15 protein-coding genes are annotated in these 19,769 nt (G+C 63.8%); 14 read left to right on the forward strand and 1 reads right to left on the reverse strand.

The genetic code is table 11. From position 1 onward, the window contains the following. Positions 1 to 49: 49 nt before the first annotated feature. The 9 genes from uidA (at position 50) to ACZ9BC_RS18045 (ending at position 10,669) form a co-directional block, all read left to right on the forward strand. Entirely contained in the window at positions 50 to 1,906 is a 1,857-nt protein-coding gene (uidA, locus tag ACZ9BC_RS18005) for a beta-glucuronidase (RefSeq protein ID WP_476247116.1), read from the forward strand. Further along, the gene (locus ACZ9BC_RS18010; RefSeq protein WP_476247117.1) at positions 1,903 to 2,940 is read left to right on the forward strand and encodes an SDR family NAD(P)-dependent oxidoreductase; all 1,038 of its coding nucleotides are present in this window, start codon (positions 1,903 to 1,905) and stop codon (positions 2,938 to 2,940) included. The genes uidA and ACZ9BC_RS18010 overlap by 4 nt, the downstream gene beginning before the upstream one ends. Before the next feature lie 176 nt (positions 2,941 to 3,116). Further along, on the forward strand, positions 3,117 to 3,365 hold the full coding sequence (locus ACZ9BC_RS18015; protein WP_476247118.1) for a hypothetical protein: 249 nt from the start codon (positions 3,117 to 3,119) through the stop codon (positions 3,363 to 3,365). Positions 3,366 to 3,502: 137 nt separating this feature from the next. Continuing rightward, complete coding sequence (locus ACZ9BC_RS18020; protein ID WP_476247119.1) at positions 3,503 to 4,618, forward strand: LacI family DNA-binding transcriptional regulator; 1,116 nt, start codon at positions 3,503 to 3,505, stop codon at positions 4,616 to 4,618. Between the two features lie 88 nt (positions 4,619 to 4,706). After that, positions 4,707 to 6,113, forward strand: coding sequence for a glucuronate isomerase (uxaC, locus tag ACZ9BC_RS18025; RefSeq protein ID WP_476247120.1), 1,407 nt, complete (start codon positions 4,707 to 4,709; stop codon positions 6,111 to 6,113). Continuing rightward, complete coding sequence (locus tag ACZ9BC_RS18030; protein ID WP_476247121.1) at positions 6,110 to 7,549, forward strand: mannitol dehydrogenase family protein; 1,440 nt, start codon at positions 6,110 to 6,112, stop codon at positions 7,547 to 7,549. The genes uxaC and ACZ9BC_RS18030 overlap by 4 nt, the downstream gene beginning before the upstream one ends. A gap of 29 nt (positions 7,550 to 7,578) precedes the next feature. Further along, positions 7,579 to 8,808 carry a D-mannonate dehydratase ManD gene (gene manD, locus ACZ9BC_RS18035; RefSeq protein WP_476247122.1) on the forward strand — a complete coding sequence of 410 codons (1,230 nt, stop codon included), beginning with the start codon at positions 7,579 to 7,581 and terminating at the stop codon, positions 8,806 to 8,808. After that, positions 8,805 to 9,431: a gluconokinase gene (locus tag ACZ9BC_RS18040; protein ID WP_476247123.1), complete on the forward strand. Its 627-nt coding sequence runs from the start codon at positions 8,805 to 8,807 to the stop codon at positions 9,429 to 9,431. The genes manD and ACZ9BC_RS18040 overlap by 4 nt, the downstream gene beginning before the upstream one ends. Before the next feature lie 53 nt (positions 9,432 to 9,484). Continuing rightward, entirely contained in the window at positions 9,485 to 10,669 is a 1,185-nt protein-coding gene (locus ACZ9BC_RS18045; RefSeq protein ID WP_476247124.1) for a Gfo/Idh/MocA family protein, read from the forward strand. Positions 10,670 to 10,770: 101 nt separating this feature from the next. Here ACZ9BC_RS18045 and ACZ9BC_RS18050 read toward each other — a convergent pair whose 3' ends face one another. Next, positions 10,771 to 11,364, reverse strand: a complete 594-nt coding sequence (locus ACZ9BC_RS18050) for a TetR/AcrR family transcriptional regulator (RefSeq protein WP_476247125.1) — start codon at positions 11,362 to 11,364, stop codon at positions 10,771 to 10,773. A gap of 215 nt (positions 11,365 to 11,579) precedes the next feature. Here ACZ9BC_RS18050 and ACZ9BC_RS18055 point away from each other — a divergent pair, with 215 nt between their 5' ends. From ACZ9BC_RS18055 to ACZ9BC_RS18075, 5 genes are all read left to right on the forward strand, one after another. Then, entirely contained in the window at positions 11,580 to 12,938 is a 1,359-nt protein-coding gene (locus ACZ9BC_RS18055) for an MFS transporter (RefSeq protein ID WP_476247126.1), read from the forward strand. Between the two features lie 34 nt (positions 12,939 to 12,972). Further along, on the forward strand, positions 12,973 to 15,648 hold the full coding sequence (locus tag ACZ9BC_RS18060) for a family 78 glycoside hydrolase catalytic domain (protein WP_476247127.1): 2,676 nt from the start codon (positions 12,973 to 12,975) through the stop codon (positions 15,646 to 15,648). A 50-nt stretch (positions 15,649 to 15,698) separates the two neighbouring features. Next, a complete protein-coding gene (locus ACZ9BC_RS18065) occupies positions 15,699 to 16,931 on the forward strand; it encodes a glycoside hydrolase family 1 protein (RefSeq protein ID WP_476247128.1) in 1,233 nt (410 codons plus the stop codon). Continuing rightward, positions 16,928 to 17,746, forward strand: a complete 819-nt coding sequence (locus tag ACZ9BC_RS18070) for an SDR family NAD(P)-dependent oxidoreductase (RefSeq protein ID WP_476247129.1) — start codon at positions 16,928 to 16,930, stop codon at positions 17,744 to 17,746. The genes ACZ9BC_RS18065 and ACZ9BC_RS18070 overlap by 4 nt, the downstream gene beginning before the upstream one ends. A gap of 298 nt (positions 17,747 to 18,044) precedes the next feature. After that, the gene (locus ACZ9BC_RS18075) at positions 18,045 to 19,769 is read left to right on the forward strand and encodes a family 43 glycosylhydrolase (RefSeq protein WP_476247130.1); all 1,725 of its coding nucleotides are present in this window, start codon (positions 18,045 to 18,047) and stop codon (positions 19,767 to 19,769) included.

Genomic DNA, 19,769 nt, shown 5'->3' on the forward strand with positions numbered 1-19,769 from the left:
TCCCGCCCTCAACCATCAACCCGTTTGAATACCCGCAGGAGGAAATGCCGTGTTAAAACCCCGTCCCACCCTTACCCGAGAACTTGTAAACCTCGATGGCCTCTGGCGCTTCGCCCTCGAAAATCCAGATGTCCGGGAACCTTGGACCGGAACTTTGGATACCACGCTCGAAGCCCCGGTGCCGTCCAGTTACAACGATCTCTTTATCGATCCCAAGATCCGTGACCACGTTGGTTGGGTGTGGTACCAGCGGAGTGTGCGGGTACCCCGAGGCTGGGCAGGGGAACGGATACTCCTTCGCCTGGATGCGGCAACGCACGAGGGCGCTGTTTACGTCGATGACGTCCTCGTCGCCCGGCACGTCGGCGGCTACACACCATTCGAAGCTGACATCACCGAGCACGTGACACCCGGCGGGGAATTCCGGCTGACGGTCGGGGTGAACAACGAACTGACCAGCGCCACCATTCCCCCTGGCAGCATTACCGTGACCCAGGATGGCCGGCGCCAACAGACTTACCTGCACGACTTTTACAACTACGCCGGCCTGGCCAGATCGGTGTGGCTCTACAGCAAACCCCAACGGCACATCAGTGACATCACGATCGTCACCGACGTCATCGGTGGGACGGGCATCGTCGATTATTCGGTAGCAGCGAGCCACGAAACCGAAGTCCGGGTGCGAGCTTTGGATGCCACCGGACACGAAGTTGCTTCCGCTGCAGGGAGCAAGGGAACGCTCAGCATTAACGACGTCGTGCTCTGGCAACCGGGCGCCGCCTACCTCTACGACCTGGTGGTGGAGCTTCTCGACGGCGAGGATGTAATTGACAGCTACACCGAGTCCTTTGGTGTCAGGACAGTTGAAGTCCGCGGAATGCAGTTCCTCATCAACGGCAAGCCCTTCTACTTCACCGGTTTCGGCAAGCACGAGGACACGGCGGTCCGCGGCAAGGGACACGACAACGCCTACCTGGTGCATGACTTCCAGCTCCTGGACTGGGTGGGAGCAAACTCCTTCAGGACCTCGCACTACCCGTATGCCGAAGAAGTCCTGGAGTTCGCCGACCGCAATGGAATCGTCGTCGTTGATGAGACAGCTGCCGTCGGGTTGAACCTGGGTGTCCAAGGCGGGCTGACGGGAATCGGTCCCAAGCCCACCTTTTCCCCGGAAACCTTCAACCACGAAACCCAGGCAGCCCACGCACAACACATCCGGGAGCTGATAGCACGCGATAAGAACCACCCCAGTGTTGTCATGTGGAGTATCGCCAACGAGCCGGCATCCAACGAGGAAGGAGCGCGCGAATACTTCGAACCTCTCGTGCAGCTCGCGCGGGAGCTGGACCCCACGCGCCCCCTGACCTACGCCGCCGTTATGTTCGCCACCTTCCAGAACGACAAAATCGCCGACCTCTTTGACGTCCTCAGCATCAACCGCTACTACGGCTGGTACGTCTTCACCGGAGACCTTAAGACTGCAGAGCAGTACCTCGAAGGCGACCTGCGCGGTTGGGCGGAGGCCTTTGGCAAGCCCATCATGATGAGCGAATACGGCGCCGACACCATGCCAGGACAACACTCCGTGTGGGATACGCCCTGGAGTGAGGAATACCAGCAGTCCTACTTCGACATGAACCACCGGGTCTTTGACAGGATCGAGGCCTTCATCGGCGAACACGTCTGGAACTTCGCGGACTTCCAAACCTCCAACGGTATCCACCGCGTGGACGGCAACAGAAAAGGCGTCTTTACCCGCGACCGGAAGCCAAAGGCCGCGGCACACACACTCCGAGCCCGCTGGACCGGCCTCAACGGGACCAAGCCCTCCGGAAATGACACAGCAATCCCTGAGGGTGTAAAAGCGTACGCCCTCCCCGTACCGGCCCTTGAGGACGCAAAATGACCACAAACACGACACCCCTGACCGGCAAGCGTTCAATCCGCGAATGGCTTGACCACCCCGACGGTGGACCGCTGCTACGGGGAATGCTCGCTGGCGCCGGTCAGGACGAAACTGCCCTGAAACCCGTCGAACACTTCGCACTCCAACAGCTGGTCGAACTGGGGGCAGGCCAATTCCCCCAATCAGCCCTCGATCACTTGGTATTGGAAGCCAACGGGGGAGCGGCCCCCGCCGACAACCCTGAAGATGATGCCGCCGCAACCGAAGGCGGCCCGTGGGTGGAGCGCGTCACGGACGGACGGTTCACCGGCAAGACCGTGATTGTCACCGGCGCAGCCTCCGGCATCGGTCGGGCGACAGCATCGCGCATCGCACGCGAAGGTGGCAGGGTCATCGCAGTCGATATCGCCGCTGAACGCCTGGACGCCCTGACGGCAGCCCTTCCGAACGCAGATGTTGTCCCGGTTGCAGCTGACATCACCAAGGATGAGGACATCGCCCGGATTGTTGAAGCAGCAGGCGCCCGAATTGACGCGTTAGCCAACGTCGCCGGAATCATGGACGACATGACACCACTGCATGAGGTCTCCGACGGGGTGTGGAACCGGGTGTTCGCAGTCAACGTGGACGGCATGTTCCGTCTGACCCGTGCTGTCCTGCCCTCGATGATCGCCGCAGGACGGGGTTCAATCGTCAACGTCGCCTCAGAGGCAGCCCTCCGCGGCAACTCTGCAGGACTGGCCTACACCGCTTCCAAGCATGCCGTGCTCGGCATCACCCGCAGTACGGCGTTCATGTATGCACCACAAGGGATCCGGGTCAATGCCATCGCTCCCGGTCCTGTCGCTACAGGAATTGAGGCCACATTCGGATCCGAACTTGGTGCGCAGCGGCTTGGCCCGTTCATGCAGATGATCCCGCCGGTGGCAGAAGCCTCCCAGCTGGCAGCGTCCATCACGTTCCTGCTCAGCGATGACGGCACGAACGTCTCCGGCGCCGTCCTGCCCTCAGACGGTGCCTGGTCAGTGCAGTAAGCCCACAACAGTCAGCGCCGGGAAGGGGCCGGCATGCCGGCCCCTTCTTCAGGCGGTGCATAACCCGGCCCTCCGCCGGCCCGCCTCGCCGCCGCCGTCCGTAATGGCAGGTAGGCGCTACGACGGGATATCGATTCCGGCCTCGCCACGAATACAGCTTTGGACGAAGACAAGTCATGGACAGCAAAGATCAGGTTGAGCCAACCTTTTGGCAGCCGGAAGATGAATGGACCCGGATTGTCGGCCAGCACATCGAGATTCACGAAAAGGGCCGAATGATTGACGGGGGCCAGGTGGAGGACGTCACAAGGGACGGCACCGTCCTCTGGTTGAAAATGGAGGGGGCAAAGCACCGACGTCTTGTCGAAAAATACCCAGGAAGGCACGTAAAAATACTGCCCGACACCCGACACCACGACAGATGACTGCCGCCAACAACAGCTGACAGCAGCGCACAGCGAAGATCAACTTATTTTGCGCACCACGGCACCACCCACTCACCAGACGTTCAACTAGATTGGCAACCGGATGCAATTTCAGTTATTGGCTGTAGGATAACCGAGTGACCGAATCAAGTTCGTCAAGAGCGCCGTCCGCGACTGCTGACGGCAGTCTTCGCCATGAGCCCTCCAGCGGCGCCCCGCGCGCCGCTTCGCATCCGGACTCAAGGAATGACAGAACCAGCAGGTCGAACCCCACCATCTACGACATCGCCAGGGTGGCGGGAGTCAATCCTTCCACGGTGTCCCGGGCGCTCAGCAAGCCCGGCAGGGTCAGTGCCAAGACGAAAAAACTTATCGATAATGCTGCGGCCGAACTGAATTACCAGGTAAACGCGTTTGCCCGCGCCCTGCCCACAGGCCGGACCAATACCTTCGCCCTGATCGTTGCCGACATCACCAACCCCACGTTCTTCGACATCATCCGAGGCGCCCAAACCACCGGCACCCTGCATGACTACACCCTGCTGCTCGCCGAGTCCGCCGAGTCAGCGGTCACCGAGCTCACGACTGCCCGACGGATGATGACCACCGCCGACGGCCTGATTCTCGCCAGCCCCCGAATGGACGATGACGACATCCGGGCACTTGCCCTCGACAAGCCTGTCGTAGTCATCAACCGCGAAGTGCAGGACGTTCCCTGCGTCATCCCGGACGTCCGAAAGGGCATCGGCGAGGCGGTCCGCAGCCTGGCAGGCAACGGACACAAGAAGCTCGCCTTTGTGGCAGGCCCGGCAAGGTCCTGGATGTCCGCCCGCCGTTGGGAAGGCGTACAGGCTGCCTGTGAATGGTCCCGGGTTGAGGCGGTATGCCTGGAATCCACCAAACCAACGGTCGACGGAGGCAGGCAGGTCGCGCGTGACGTGCTGGCCAGCGGAGTCACCGCAGTGCTGACCTACAACGACCTCCTGGCCATCGGCCTCATGCAGGAACTCCAGGCCGGCGGCATGGTGGTGCCGGACCAGATGAGCATCGTAGGCTTCGACGATATCTTCGGGGCAAACTTCACCACCCCGCCGCTGACCACCATACGCTCACCGCTCGGGGAATGCGGCGCCAGGGCCACCACCCGGCTGCTGGCCCTCCTGCAGGGCGACAGCGATCCAGCAGAACCTACAGAGGTGGAGACTGAACTCGTCCTGCGTGGCTCCAGCGGCCGCCTCCTGCAGGCAGACTGAAAAACCGCTTTCACACAACGCTAAGGTCGCACTTGGCAATCTTGTGCAACCGGTTGACAACCGCTTGCCCAAACAGGATCATTGTCCTATGCCCCAACCGATTGCCGTGAGCCCAGACCGGCTTCTGCCCGCTGATCCCGCAACCCGCCGCATAGCGCGCGAGCTCCTGCAGCGCGTCCAGGACCTCCCCATCATTTCCCCGCACGGGCACGTTGACGCCGCAGTCATCGAGCAGAACACACCCTTTCCGGACCCCGCAGCGCTGCTGGTCAGCCCGGACCACTACGTCACCCGCCTGATCCACGCCAGCGGTGTCCCGCTGGAGCAGTTGCGCGAATCGAACACCTCCCGGCCCGACTCCCGTACGGTGTGGCGCGAGTTCTGCAAGGCATGGCCGTTGTTCGAAGGCACCGCCTCCGGCTATTGGCTCCGCACACAGTTCCACAGCGTCTTCGGTCTGCAGGGCGAGCTGAGCGAGGCAACGGCTGATGCCAGCTACGACGCGATCTCCGCCAAGCTCCAGGAGCCGGGCTTCCGGCCCCGCGAGCTGTTCAAGGACTTCAATATCGAGGTCCTGGCCACCACGGACGATCCCCTGGACACCCTGGCGAGCCACCAGGCCATCGCCCAGGACCCCACCTTCCACGGCCGCGTCCTGCCCACCTTCCGCCCGGACGCGTACCTGAACATCGCACAGCCGTCGTGGTCGGACAACGTGGACAGGCTTCTCGCGGCAGCGGGCGACGGCGGCACCGGTTATGGTGCCTACCTCACCGCACTGGAGAACCGGCGCCGTTATTTTGTGGAGCACGGCGCGGTCTCCGCCGACCACGGCGTCCGCACCCCGGCCACCCTGAAGCTGGACGCCGCGGACGCAGCCAGGCTGTTCGACCGTGCCCGTTCCGGCACCGCGACGGCACAGGACCGCGACGATTTCGAAGCCCACATGATGTACCAGATGGCCCGCATGTCCGTGGAGGACGGGCTGGTGATGACCATCCATCCGGGCTCGTACCGCAACCACCACGAGCCCACCTTCAACACCTTTGGTGCGGACACCGGGCACGACATTCCGTTCGCGGTCAACTACACCGAGGCCATCCGCCCGGTCCTGCAGGACTTCGGCACCGCGAAGGACTTCCACCTGGTGCTCTTCACGCTGGACGAGACCGTGTTCTCCCGCGAACTCGCGCCGCTGGCCGGCTTCTATCCGTCCGTGTACCTGGGTGCGCCGTGGTGGTTCCTGGACGCCCCGGACGCAATGCTGCGGTTCCGTTCCGCCGTCACCGAGACCGCAGGCTTTTCCCGTTCCTCCGGCTTCATCGACGACACCCGGGCCTTCTGCTCCATCCCGGCCCGCCACGATGCTTCCCGCCGCATCGAGGCCTCCTTCCTGGCCCGGCTCGTGGCGGAACACCGCGTCAGCGAGGACCGCGCGCATGAACTCATCGTGGACATTGTGGACGGGTCTCCGCGCCGGGTGTTCAAACTGTGAGCACCCAACTGCGCACATCGTCCCCTGCGCCCGTCACAGATCTTCCGCAGCTGAACCGCTCACTCGGGCCTGTACCGACGGCCCCGGCACGAATTGTCCACCTGGGGCTGGGGGCCTTCCACCGCTCGCACCAGGCCTGGTACACCCAGCAGGCCCGGGACGCCGGCGAGTGGGGCATCGCGGCCTTCACCGGCCGCCGCCCCGATGCCGCCGCAGTCCTGGCAGCCCAGGACGGGCTGTACACCCTGGTGGAACGCGCAGACACCGGCGATTCCTTCACCGTGGTGGACAGCATCGTTGAAGCCGTAGACGGAGCGGACGTGAAGCGGCTTGCCGAACTGGTGGCTGCCCCCGGCACAGCAGTGCTGACCCTGACGATCACCGAGGCCGCCTACGGGTTGGGTTCCGACGGAAGGTTCGACACAGCAGCGCCCGACGTCGCCGCTGACCTTGCGCTGCTGGCTTCCGGCAGCGGACACCCGGCCACGCCACTGGGACGGCTGGTGCTGGCACTCGCCGCCCGCCGGGACGCCGGGTCCGGGCCCATCGCCGTGGTCTGTTGCGACAACCTTTCCAACAACGGGGCCGTGACGCGGCAGGCGGTGGCCGGATTCGCCGGGGCACTGGACTCCCGTGCACTGGGCGCCGGGTTTGCCGCCTGGATCGACGCCAACGTCAGCTTCGTCAGCACCTCCGTTGACCGCATCACCCCAAGGACCACGGATGAGGACATCGCCCACGTTCGGGATGCATGCGGCTACCGGGACAAGTCACCTGTAGTGACGGAACCCTTCTCCAGCTGGGTGCTCAGCGGGGACTTCCCCGCCGGCCGGCCCCACTGGGAAGACGCCGGCGCCCTCTTCGTCGAAGACATCGAACCCTACGAAAACCGCAAACTCTGGCTGCTCAACGGCGCACATTCGCTGCTCGCCTACGCCGGGCAACTGCGCGGCCACAGCACCGTGGCCGAAGCCCTGACGGACACGGTCTGCCGCCAGGGCGTGGAAGCTTTCTGGGACGAAGCAGAAGCCAACCTCCCCGCCGGGGAGCTGCAGATCCACGCATACCGTGCCGCGCTACTCGCCCGGTTCAGCAACGCCCGGATTGCCCACAACCTCTCACAGATCGCCATGGATGGCAGCACCAAACTGCGGATGCGCGCCGTTCCAGTCCTCCAAGCGGAACGGGCCGCCGGCAGGTCCGGTGCTGCCGCGGCTCTCATGATCGCCGCCTGGACTGATTACACCGCCACTGCCGCACCGTTGCAGGACGGTCAGGCAGATGCAATAAATGCGGCAAATCTTCTGGCCGGAACAAAACGAATCCATGCCCTGTTGCGTGTGCTTGATCCTGCACTAGCCAAGGACGACGAAACCGTGCACCTCGTGGAAAGCCTGCAGGGCAGGTTCCCCCGTCCCGCCTCCACCTCTTACTGACCCTGCCCCAGCCCTTGAAAGGACCTGCTGTGAAAATCATTGCCGCTGACGTCTTTGTGACCAGTCCCTCCCGGAACTTTGTGACCCTCCGGATCACCACCGAGGACGGTGTGACCGGTATCGGTGACGCCACCCTGAACGGGCGTGAGCTCGCGGTCGCCGCGTACCTGAAGGAGCACGTTGCGCAGCTGCTGATCGGCAAGGACCCGCACCGGATCGAAGACACCTGGCAGTTCCTCTACCGGTCCTCCTACTGGCGCCGGGGCCCGGTGACCATGGCCGCGATCGCCGCCGTGGACATGGCGTTGTGGGACATCAAGGGCAAAATGGCCGGCATGCCGGTCTACCAGCTGCTGGGCGGGGCGTCCCGGAACGGGCTGCGCGCGTACGGCCACGCCTCGGGCGCGGACCTGCCGGCCCTGTTTGACTCCGTGCGGGAGCACCTGGAGCTCGGGTACAAGTCGATCCGGATCCAGACCGCCGTGCCCGGCATCAAGGCCGTGTACGGGGTGGCCGCGCAGGCGCAGGCCTCCGGGGAGCGGTACGACTACGAACCCGCCGGCCGCGGTGCGTTCCCCGTGGAGGAGGACTGGGACACCCGGGCCTACCTGCGCCACCTGCCCACCGTGTTCGAAGCGGTGCGGAACGAGTTCGGCCCGGAGATCCCGCTGCTGCACGACGGGCACCACCGGATGACGCCGATCCAGGCCGCGAAGCTGGGCAAGGCCCTGGAGCCGTATGACCTGTTCTGGCTGGAGGACTGCACCCCGGCCGAGAACCAGGAGGGCCTGCGCCTGGTCCGCCAGCACACCACCACCCCGCTGGCGATCGGGGAAATCTTCAACACCGTGTACGACTACCAGACCCTCATCAAAGAGCAGCTGATCGACTACGTCCGGGCCGCGTCCACCCACTTTGGCGGGATCTCCCCGTTGAAGAAGGTGATGGACTTCGCCGCGCAGTACCAGATCAAGTCCGGCTTCCACGGCCCCACGGACATTTCCCCGGTGGGCTTCGCGGCGCAGCTGCACGTGGGCCTGGCGATCCACAACTACGGCATCCAGGAATACATGCAGCACTCGGACAAGACCAACGAGGTCTTCGAGCAGTCCATGACGTTTGTGGACGGCTACCTGCACCCGGGCGACAAGCCGGGCATCGGCGTCGAATTCAACGAAGAAGCCGCCGCAGCCTACCCCTACCAGCAGGCCTACCTGCCCTACAACCGCCTCATCGACGGAACGGTCCACGACTGGTGAACACTACCAATCCTGAAACAACTGTTCCCGCCGCGGGAAAGCCCAAGCTTCGCATTATCGTGATGGGCGTGTCCGGCTGCGGCAAGACCACCATCGGCGACCTCGTGGCGCGGGAACTCGGCGTCCCCTTCCTGGACGGCGATTCCCTCCACCCCGTGGAGAACGTCGCCAAGATGGCCGCCGGCACACCCCTGACGGACGCGGACCGCTGGCCCTGGCTCGCCACCGTGGGCGCCGAGCTGGCCAGCGCGGCCGACGGCGGCCTGGTCCTGGCGTGCTCCGCGCTGCGCCGCAGCTACCGCGACGCCATCCGGGCGCAGGCGCCGGACACCATCTTCCTGCACCTGCACGGCAGCAAAGAGGTTTTGCGGGCACGCACCGAAGGGCGGACCGGGCACTTTATGCCGCCCGCCCTCCTCGAATCCCAGCTGGCCACGCTGGAACCGCTCGGCGCCGACGAAGCCGGCCTCGTCGTCGACATCGCCGCCCCCGTTCACGACGTGGTTGGGGCAGCCCTGGCCATTAGGGACAAGGAGCACCCGGCCACTACTGCCCCACACGAGGGAGGTGCTGTCGGTGCGGTATCGGTCCGGACAACTGGTGGCTCCCTCGGGCAAGGGTGAAACCGGGCCGCCAGGCGGTACCCGCTACTAAACAAGAGTGAAGCAGGAGCACCATGGCAGACAGCCTTCGAGTGGCAATCGTGGGATGCGGCATCATTGCCCGCGTTCACGCCCAGGCGGTTAGGGCTATCCCCGGTGCCTGCGTTGTGGCCCTGGTGGCCCCGTCGCCGCCGTCGGCCGAGAAACTGGCGAACACTATGGCAGAAGCCGGAGATCCGAGGCCGCTGGTCTTCCGGACTCTTGGTGAAGCACTCGCGGGCTGCCCCATTGATCTGGTTGCCGTCACAACCCCGACCGGCTTTCACGTCGAGCTCGGGCTCGAAGCCCTCGCTGCAGGAAAACACCTTGTCATAGAAAAACCCCTCGACGTCGATCTCGGCCGTGCCCGGCGACTGGAAGCGGCAGCATCGAAGGCTGCGGAATACGGGACAGTCAGCTCAGTAATCAGCCAGCATCGATTTGACCCGGCCAGTCTTGCAGTTGCCGCCGCGGTCTCCAAGGGCCGCTTTGGCAGACTCGCCTCCTCGGTCGCCTCAATTCCCTGGTGGCGAAGTCAGGGCTATTACGACAGCAGCGCCTGGCGCGGCACGTGGGCGGCCGATGGTGGCGGGGCGCTGATGAACCAAGGAATCCATACAGTGGATCTGCTGCTCTCGCTGATGGGACGACCTGTTGAGATCAGTGCCCGCACGGGATTACTTGTCCATCGTGGCATCGAAGTGGAAGACACTGCCGTTGCAACCATTTCGTTTGAAGGGGGCGGACTGGGTGTCCTTCATGCAACCACCGCCGCTTATCCTGGCCTCCCGACCCGGCTGCAAATCATGGGATCGCAAGGGTCTGCAGTCATCGACAACGATCGCCTCGCCTACTTTCATTCCTCGGACAGGGGAAGTGTAGTTCCGGGCATGGGACTTGCCGGACAACAAAACCAGTCAGCAGATGAACTTGCGTGTCTTGCCCTGCGCGGACATGAGGACCCTGATCCAACAACGTTCCCGTCCGGACATATACGGCAGTACCGTGACGTCGTAGAAGCCATCACAGAAGGCCGTCCTCCCACGGTGACTGTTGGTGATGCGGTCCATGCCCTCGCTACCGTCCGGGCTGTTTACATCTCGGCTACACGGAACGAACGGGTGCTGTTCAATGACGTCCTCGCTGAAGAATTCAGCGGGCTGACTACAATCACCGGCGCCCCGGAGAAGGGTGCTGCGAACTCAGGGGTGGGGCTTTGAGTAACACGCTGCTGGCTAGCATCAGCGTGGGACCACCCACTGTGTTGGCTATTGCCAGCAGGGGAGCGTTGCCTAGCAGGATCTGCCCGCAACTCAAGGGGCTACTCGTCCTGGGGTGTGGCGATGAGCCGCATGAGTGTCTCCAGGAGGTGGAGCGTGGGTCGGCCGGGATCGAGCAGGTACTGGATCCTGAGCCCGTCGATCATCGCCATCACCATCGTGACCTTGTCGGCTGCGCTGAGTTCCTCGGTGTCCTCAGAAGTGGCAAGCCGCGTGCTGGTGAAATGTTGGCGCATGCTTTCCCGCCTGGCGACAAAAAAATCGTGCGCCGGATGATTGGGATTGGTTGCCGCTATCGTGATGGCCAGCCAGTTCCGCAGCTGCTCGGGGTGCGCAAATTCTTCCTGCAGGATGCTGCTCAGGACTCGTTCCCTGGGCACCTGCGCTTCCATGATGCTCCGGGCGAGTTGGGCGTCTTCGGCGTCCCGTTGCGCGAGGGCTGCCAGAAGCAGGTCATCCTTCGTCGCGAAGTGGCGGAGCAGAGCTGCATGGGTAACCCCAGCCCGGGCAGCAATGTCGCGCAGGGAGGCACGCTCATAGCCATGTTCGGCGAAACTCGCAGACGCCGCACGCACGATCTCCGCACGGCGGGCAGGAGTGGACGCGTAGGGTCCACGCCGCTTCGGCTCAGCCATCTTCCCAACCACTTGCTCGGCAACTTTAGGCACGGAACTCGTCTTCTTTCCTTGCTGCGGCATGCACTTCCTGCGCATTGCCAATAGTAACCGCCATGGCTACTATTTGTTCAAGAGTAACCACGATGGTTACTTTTACTGGGTCTTGACGCATAACTCGCCCCGGCGCGTCCGCGCTGTCGCGGACGGAGAGCCACCCGATAGAGGAGTCATAGGTGACTACGAACAAACACGAAGCTACTGACCTGGTTGACGGCATGGCGGCCGCCCAGCCGGTGCCAGGAAATCAGCCCCCCGCCGGCGGGATCGACGACGCCGTCGGGACCAACGTGGAGGAGCCCCAGGCTCCGGTGAGCCGGGGCTATATTTTCTGGCTGATGCTGGCCAGCTTTGGGGCTTCGATGGCGATGATGGTCCCGTTGTCCTACGGCATCGCTGTGCGGATTACCGAATTGGCTCCCGGACAGGAGGAGATCCTCGGTTACATCACGGGCACCGCGCAGCTGATCTACCTTGTGATCAGTCCAGTGATCGGCATCTGGAGTGACCGTATGCGCTCCCGGTTTGGGCGCCGTACGCCATTCATCTTTCTGGGTACGGCGATCGGCCTGACCGGCCTGATCGTGATGGGCTCGGCCCCGAACCTGCTGATCGTCGGTGCAGGCTGGGTCTTGGGTATGTCTGGCTGGTCGATTTCCGGGGCGGCGATCCAAAACCTGATGGCCGACAAGCTGCCCGAGCAGCAGCGCGGACGGGTCTCCGCACTCACCGGGCTGATGACCCAGATCGCCCCCGTCCTGGGCATTGGAATTGCCTACGCGGTTTCCTCTAACACGCTGCTCGTCTTCGTCGTTCCCGGTGTGATCGGCGCGGTGCTCCTGGCACTGTTCCCGATCATCAAACCCGAAGGCAGCTCCAAAGATATTGCCGCCGCCCCGGATGTCACCGCCAAGTCTTTGGTCGCCAGCTACGGCTTCAACGTGCGTAAGTACCCCGACTTTGCGTGGAACTGGCTGGGCCGGTTCGTGTTCTTCATGGGCCTGTACTTCAACACCACTTTCGGCACCTTCTTCTACGCACAGCGCCTCGAACTCCCCGTCCGGGAAGTCGCCGGCGTCGTCGCCACCATCGGTATGCTCGGCGTAGTCGCCGCCGCCGGCGGCGCACTGCTGGGCGGATTCCTGTCCGACAAACTCAAGCGCCGGCGCCTGTTCGTGCTCATCGCTGCGGTTCTCTTTGTCGCAGGAGCGGCGACTGAGGCCTTTGCCTGGTCGTTGCCGCAGCTGATCGTGGGGGCCGTGCTCATGCAGACCGCCATCGCCGTGTTCGCGACCGTCGATCAGGCCATCATTTTCGCCATCCTGCCCAACCGCATCGAAACCGGGCGCTACATGGCAGTCGTGGCCTTCGCGCAGAAAATTCCCAGCGCCGTCGCCCCGCTCATCGCTTCGCTCGTCATCACCCTGGGCGCCGTAGGAGCGGAGAAGAACTACACACTCCTGTACCTCACCGGCGCCGTCCTTGCCCTGCTGGGCGGTGCGGTAATCGCGATCAAGGTCAAAGCAGTTCGATAGTCGCCCAGCCCCACTGAAGGAAGAAGGACTAGACATGGGCAAAGCGCCCTACGATCTGACCGTCGACAGCGGCGGAGACCAGTTCCCGGTCACCGGACCTGCCCCCAGGCTTTCCTGGAAACCTGGTTCCGCCGCCGCGACCGCATATGAGATTGAGGCAGTCGTCGAGGACGTGCCGCAACCGGCGGCGAGCTCCACTAGTCACCTGTACGTTCCCTGGCCCTGGCAGGCACTGCGCAGCCGACAACACGTCCAGTGGCGCGTCCGGCCTGCTGCCCCGACTGCACAGTGGTCTGACTGGTTTGCGTTCGAAGCCGGACTCCTCGACCAGGACTGGACAGCCTCGTGGATCTCCCCGGCGGAGCACGGGGATCCTGGCTACGGCCGACGACCTGCGCATATCCTTGCCACGGAGTTCGAGCTGCCCGCCGGCGTGAAATCTGCCCGTCTGTACGCCACCGCACTCGGCCTATACACTGCGGCGGTCAATGGACAGCCGGTCGGCGCGGCGGAACTCTCCCCAGGCTCAACGTCGTACGACCGCACACTCTACGCGCAGGCATCCGATGTGACGTCTTCGCTGAAGCCGGGACGCAACCGGATCGACATTGAACTCTCTGACGGCTGGTACCGGGGCCAAGTCGGCGCCTTCCGGATCCCCGCCGGGTGGGGCACCACGCTCGGAGCCCGCGCCGAACTGCACATGGAACTGGCCGACGGAACTCATCAGGTCGTGGTAACGGACAACACTTGGACAAGCGCACCGTCCACAACGGTCCGCGCAGACCTCATGGACGGGCAAACCGTCGACCATACATCCACCCCCGCGCCGGCCGTGAAAGCCCTCGTCGGCCTTGTTGAGGCGCCGGCGATCGACTGGTCGCCTGCCCCGCCGGTGCGTGTCATGGAATCGCGTCCCCCGGAGCGCTTTCACGAGCTCAGGCCGGGGGTGTGGGTTGCCGATTTTGGCCAGAACGCATCCGGGTGGATCCGGCTAGAGGACTTGGGGCCTGAGGGCACCCGCACGGTGATTGAGTACGGCGAACACGTCGACCCGGACGGCGACCTCTCAACCGCCCACCTCGATTCCCACCGGCCCGGAGAGCCCACGAGGATCTTCGCCCAGCGCGACGAAGTAACGGCTGGCTCAGATGACGCGGTCTTCGAGCCGCGCCACACGGTCCACGGCTTCCAGTACGCCCGCATCAGCCGCGAGGGAGCTGCCTTGGATCCCGCGGCGCTGACCATGCAGGTTGTCCATAGCGACCTCCGCCGGACCGGCGAATTTTCCTGCAGCAACGAGGACCTCAACCACCTGCACCGCATCGGCGCGTGGAGTTTCCTCGGGAACGCCGTCGATGTTCCAACGGATTGCCCGACGCGGGAGCGACTGGCGTGGACGGGCGACTACCAGGTGTTTGTCTCCACAGCCACCAGGCTGCGGGACGTCCTGGGGTTCAGCCGCAAGTGGCTGAGGTCAGTGCGGGATGACCAGCTAGGGGACGGCAGGATTGCCAATTTCTCCCCGGATGGCCGCCGCATCAAAAACAAGCTCGATGACCAGTTCGCTATGATGACCGGCTCCGCCGGCTGGGGGGACGCCATCGTGGCCGTTCCCTGGGAACTCTACAAGGCGTACGGCGACGACGTAGTCCTGGCCGAAAACTGGGAAGCCATGGAACGCTGGGTGCAGTGGGCCCTGGAGAAGGCACGCACAACCCGCCACCATGCCCGCGTCCAGCAGTCTCCCGAGCCGGAGCCCTTCGAACAGTACCTGTGGGACGGGACGTTCCACTGGGGCGAATGGATCGAGCCCCAGAAGCGTGACGCGGACGGGAAGCTGATCAACCCCGTCCAGGACAACCCTATGGCCTGGTTCACCCAAGATAAGGGCGAGGTCGGAACGGCTTACCTTTACCGGTCCACCGCCACACTCGCACAGATCGCACGAGTCCTGGGGCGGCGTGAGGATGCGTCGAAGTACGCGAAAATCGCCGACTACGTTCGGGAGGCGTGGCAGGCCGCCTACCTTCGCCAGGACGGAACAACCGCCACAGACACCCAGGCTGCCTACGTCCGTGCTTTGTCGTTCGGCCTCCTGCCCGAGCAGGACCGCCAGAAGGCGGCCGACCGGCTCGTCGCGCTCATCCGCTCTGCGGACACACATCTGGGAACGGGATTCCTTTCCACCGGAGATCTCCTACCCGTCCTTGTTGAGGCCGGCCGGGCGGATGTCGCGTACGAGCTGCTCCTGCAGCGCACCGCGCCGTCCTGGCTCTACATGGTCGACAAGGGCGCCACGACAATCTGGGAAGCATGGGAAGGCGTCGACGACGAAGGCAACGCCCATGAGTCCCTGAACCACTACAGCAAAGGAACCGTGCTCCGGTTCCTCCACGAGCACACCCTTGGTCTGCGACAGGCACAGGATTCGGTGGCCTGGCGCTCCATTGTCATCGCGCCAACCCCTGGCCCGGACCTGACGTGGGCGCAGGGCTCGCACGAGACACCCAACGGAACCATCAGGGTGCACTGGCAACTCGACGGCGAAGAGCTGCGCATCGATGCCGACATCCCCGCAGGCACGTCCGCCCGCATCGTCTTCCCCGACGGCACCGAATACACAGCTGGCCCTGGAAGATTCCGTGCGGGCAGCGCCTTCCGGCAAGCAGGGGCCGCCGACCCACGCCGCTCCGCGGCGACAGTGTGAAGAACCTGCCGAAATCTCAATGCACAACAACACTCACAGAAGAGGATGACATGACAACTTTCCCCGACGGCTTCCTATGGGGCGCCGCGACTGCCGGGCACCAAATCGAAGGCAACAACGTCAACAGTGACTGGTGGGCACGCGAGCTGACAATGCCCGGCATGGAGCTCTCCGGAGACGCCTGCGACAGCTACCACCGGTACCGGGAGGACATCGCCCTGCTCGCCGACGCGGGCCTGACCTCCTACCGGTTCAGCCTCGAGTGGTCCCGGATTGAACCCGTTCCCGGACACTTCTCCAAGGCCGAGCTTGCCCACTACCGCCGCATGATCGAGTACTGCTTCGAGCGCAACATCACTCCCGTCGTTACGCTGCAGCACTTCACTACCCCCCAATGGTTCGCGAACGACGGCGGCTGGCTGGCCCCGGATGCCTCCGAGAAGTTCCAGCGCTACGTCAAAGCCGCCACGGAAATCCTCGACGGCGTCGAGTGGGTGGTAACCATGAACGAACCCAACATGCAGGCCGCCATCATGACTGCCATGCGTCGGATGCAGCAGAACCAGGGCGGTCAGTGGCAGAGCCCGACCGTGGAAGGAGAAGGGGAGGAGAAGAAGTCACACGGCGAGTTCCTCACCTACGCGGATCCCGAAATCGGCCGCACCTTTACGGCCATCCACCACGCGGCCCGTGAAATCATCCGTGCCAACACCAGCGCGAAGGTCGGATGGACCATCGCGGCCGGAGCGCTCACCGCAGCGCCCGGCGGTGAAGAGAAACTGCTTGAGATCCGGTACGGCAAAGAAGACGTCTACTGGGAGGGCGCCCGCGGCGACGACTTCGTCGGCGTGCAGGCCTACTCCAGCCAGGAAGTGGATGCAAACGGCCTCGTCCCGCACCCCCCACACCCCGACAACACCCTCGTCGGCACCGCATACCGCCCCGACGCACTCAGCGTGGCGGTCCGCCACGCATGGGAGATCACAGGTGGTGTGCCAGTCCTCATCACAGAGAACGGTATAGCGACCGCCGATGACAACCAGCGGATCCGCTACACCACCGAAGCGTTGCAGTACCTCCACGAGGCCATGACTGAAGGCATCGACGTGCGCGGGTACCTCCACTGGTCGCTCCTGGACAACTTTGAGTGGGGACACTGGGAGCCCACGTTCGGCCTGATCGCCGTCGACAGGGACACCTTCGCCCGCACTCCCAAGCCAAGCCTTGCCTGGCTCGGACGCGTCGCCCAGCACAACGAACTCGATGCCGAGGTCCTCTCATGACAACCGCATTCGCCGACGTCTCCGCAACACCTCTAGCTGACCTGCTGTCCCTGACCGGCCGGACCGCGGTGGTCACCGGTGGCGCGCAAGGCCTCGGCAAGGCCATCGCCTTCCGGCTCGCAGAAGCAGGCGCCGATGTCCTCATCGGTGACGTCAACGCGCAGAGGGCACGTGCCGCGGCGGAGGAAATCACGGAACGCTATTCCGTGCGGGCACTCGGTCTCGCCATGGACGTCACCGACTCCGAATCGGTCCGGACCGCCGCTTCAGCTGCGGCCGAAGAGATCGGCGGCATCGACATCTGGGTGAACAACGCCGGCATCTTCCCCAGCGTCCCGGTCCTCGAAACACACGATGACACTTGGGAACAGGTGTTCGCCGTGAACACCCGAGGGGTCTTCAACGGCTCCCGTGAAGCCGCACGGCACATGACCGGTGGTAGCCGCGGCGGAGTCATCATCAACATTGTCTCGACTGCCGGGTTCGGAGGAACAGCGCCGGGACTATCCGCCTACGTCGGATCCAAACACGCCGTCCGCGGCATGACGAAGCAAATGGCACTCGAATTCGCGCCCCTCGGCATCCGCGTCCTCGGCGTCGCCCCCACCTTCGTCCCCACCGAGGGCAACATGGCCGCAGCTGCAGCGCATCCGCCCAGCGAATCAGGCGGAACGATGGCCGTGATGACCAAAAGTCTGATCGGCCGCATCGGAACCCCGGACGACATTGCACGTGTCGTTCTGTTCTGCGCGAGCGACCTGTCCACCATTATGACCGGAAGCACCCTCCTCGCCGACGCGGGACAGACCATCTAAAGCCGGACGGCGCTCAGCCAGCGACCTTGCCCCGCCAGCAGGAGGCGGGGGAGCGCCTGCGCTGAGGCCCAAGGGCTCCGGGTCGCTGCACCTCCTGACGGTTTTTGCCCCGCAGGAGGTGCAGCCCGGGCGCCCCCCAAGGGGCTCCAACGTCAGGTGCTTCGTTCTCTTTCAAACCCGCAACACGTAACGACAGAATCCAGAAGCCCAATGACCGATACCGCGCGCATCATCTGCAATCCCCTGGACCTCGCCTACCGGTATCAGGACATCCGCTACTCAGGCGTAAGTGAGGGGCATGAAGATCGGAGAACCGCGTCGAACGGTTCACCGTGAAGCCGCAGACCCCTCAATCGTCTTATACCGCCAGCGCTACTACCTGTTCGCCTCAATGTCCGCCGGATTCTGGCACTCCGCCGACCTAGTGACCTGGAAGTACCAGACAACGGACAAGCTGCCCGCCCTCGATTACGCTCCGGACGTCAGGGAGGTCGACGGCGCCCTCTACATCAGCGCTTCCCGCAAGGAAGGTAACTGCCCCTTTTTCCGAAGCGTCGACCCGCTGGCCGACGACTTCACCGAGATTACGCCGGGAACGTTTTCCTTTTGGGACCCCCACCTCTTTCAGGACGATGATTCCACCAGATACCTCTATTGGGGTTGCGACAACAAAACGCCGCTCTGGGGTGTCCAGGTCAACGACTCCTTCAGCCAGACTGGCGAGCCGCTCCCGCTGATCTCATCCGACACGGACGCGCACGGCTGGGAGCAGATTGGCGAGGACTACGTCCAGAAAGTACCGGTCACAGAGCAGGAGAAGCTGGTCGCTCAGTTCATGGGAACGTCCCCCTATGTTGAGGGCGCGTGGATGACAAAGCGGCAGGGAACGTACTACCTGCAGTACGCCGCACCAGGCACCGAACTGAACACCTACGCCGACGGTTACTACACTGCCGGTTCCCCGCTCGGCCCCTTCAGCTACTCCGAAAACAGTCCATTTTCAGCCAAACCCGGAGGCTTCATCACCGGCGCCGGACACGGCAGCACTTTCCAGGACCGCCACGGAAACTGGTGGCATGCGTCCACCATGCGTATCTCCGTCAACGACGTATTCGAACGACGGATAGGCCTGTTTCCCGCCGGCTTTGACAAGGACGGGGTCCTGTTCTGCAACCAGAACTTCGCCGACTACCCCTTCGAAGTTCCGGACGGCCCCTTCGACCCCTGGGGGCCGCCAAAGTGGATGCTGCTGTCCTATAAGGCGAAAGCCACGGCGACATCCTCAAGACCTGGACATGAACCGTCCGAAGCCGTCGACGAGAACATCCGGACCTGGTGGGCGGCTGCCGGATGCACTCCCGGGGAGTCCCTGACCGTCGACCTCGGCGCACCAAAAACCATTCATGCCCTCCAGATCAACCTGGCCGACCATGACCTCGGCACCATCGCGCCAGGCGCACCCGAAGGTGTCGACCAGGGTCACTCCTGGCGGGGCATCATGCCGGAGCACCAGCCGGCAGAAATCCTCGTTGAAACGTCCATCGACGAAACCACCTGGACCGCACTGCACGACAGCCGAGGCGCTGGCAGCGACCGGCCCCACGCGCTGATAGTCCTCGATAAACCCCGCCCCGGGCGGTATGTACGTGTCACCAACGGCCGGCTCCCGTTCGGCGGACCCTTCGCGGTCAGCGGTCTTCGAGTCTTCGGCCATGGTGATGGCCCCGCCCCTGCCCCGGTTTCTGCCCGTGCAAAGCGTATTGACGGGCGCACCGCGAGGATCGAATGGGAGCCTTCCGAACAAGCTACTGGCTACAACGTCCGCTACGGCTCTCACCCTGAGAAGCTGTACCACAGCTGGCAAGTCCACGACCGCACCTACCTTGACTTGCCCTCCCTGAACGCAGGTGTCGACTACTGGGTTGCAGTTGACGCCTTCGGGGAAAAAGGGGTTACAACAGGCTGCACACTCCCCATACCAGGAAAGGAGGAAACAGTTGACAATCGGTTGCCAATCGGATGA

The organism is Pseudarthrobacter sp. TE3704 (genome assembly GCF_056279405.1).

Excerpts from the sequence above, each read along its gene's own strand:
- ACZ9BC_RS18010 (WP_476247117.1), top strand. The coding sequence starts at position 1,903 with ATGACCACAAACACGACACCCCTGACCGGCAAGCGTTCAATCCGCGAA.
- ACZ9BC_RS18015 (WP_476247118.1), top strand. The coding sequence starts at position 3,117 with ATGGACAGCAAAGATCAGGTTGAGCCAACCTTTTGGCAGCCGGAAGAT.
- uxaC (WP_476247120.1), top strand. The coding sequence starts at position 4,707 with ATGCCCCAACCGATTGCCGTGAGCCCAGACCGGCTTCTGCCCGCTGAT.
- ACZ9BC_RS18045 (WP_476247124.1), top strand. The coding sequence starts at position 9,485 with ATGGCAGACAGCCTTCGAGTGGCAATCGTGGGATGCGGCATCATTGCC.
- ACZ9BC_RS18050 (WP_476247125.1), bottom strand. The coding sequence starts at position 11,364 with ATGGCTGAGCCGAAGCGGCGTGGACCCTACGCGTCCACTCCTGCCCGC.
- ACZ9BC_RS18060 (WP_476247127.1), top strand. The coding sequence starts at position 12,973 with ATGGGCAAAGCGCCCTACGATCTGACCGTCGACAGCGGCGGAGACCAG.
- ACZ9BC_RS18065 (WP_476247128.1), top strand. The coding sequence starts at position 15,699 with ATGACAACTTTCCCCGACGGCTTCCTATGGGGCGCCGCGACTGCCGGG.
- ACZ9BC_RS18070 (WP_476247129.1), top strand. The coding sequence starts at position 16,928 with ATGACAACCGCATTCGCCGACGTCTCCGCAACACCTCTAGCTGACCTG.
- ACZ9BC_RS18075 (WP_476247130.1), top strand. The coding sequence starts at position 18,045 with ATGAAGATCGGAGAACCGCGTCGAACGGTTCACCGTGAAGCCGCAGAC.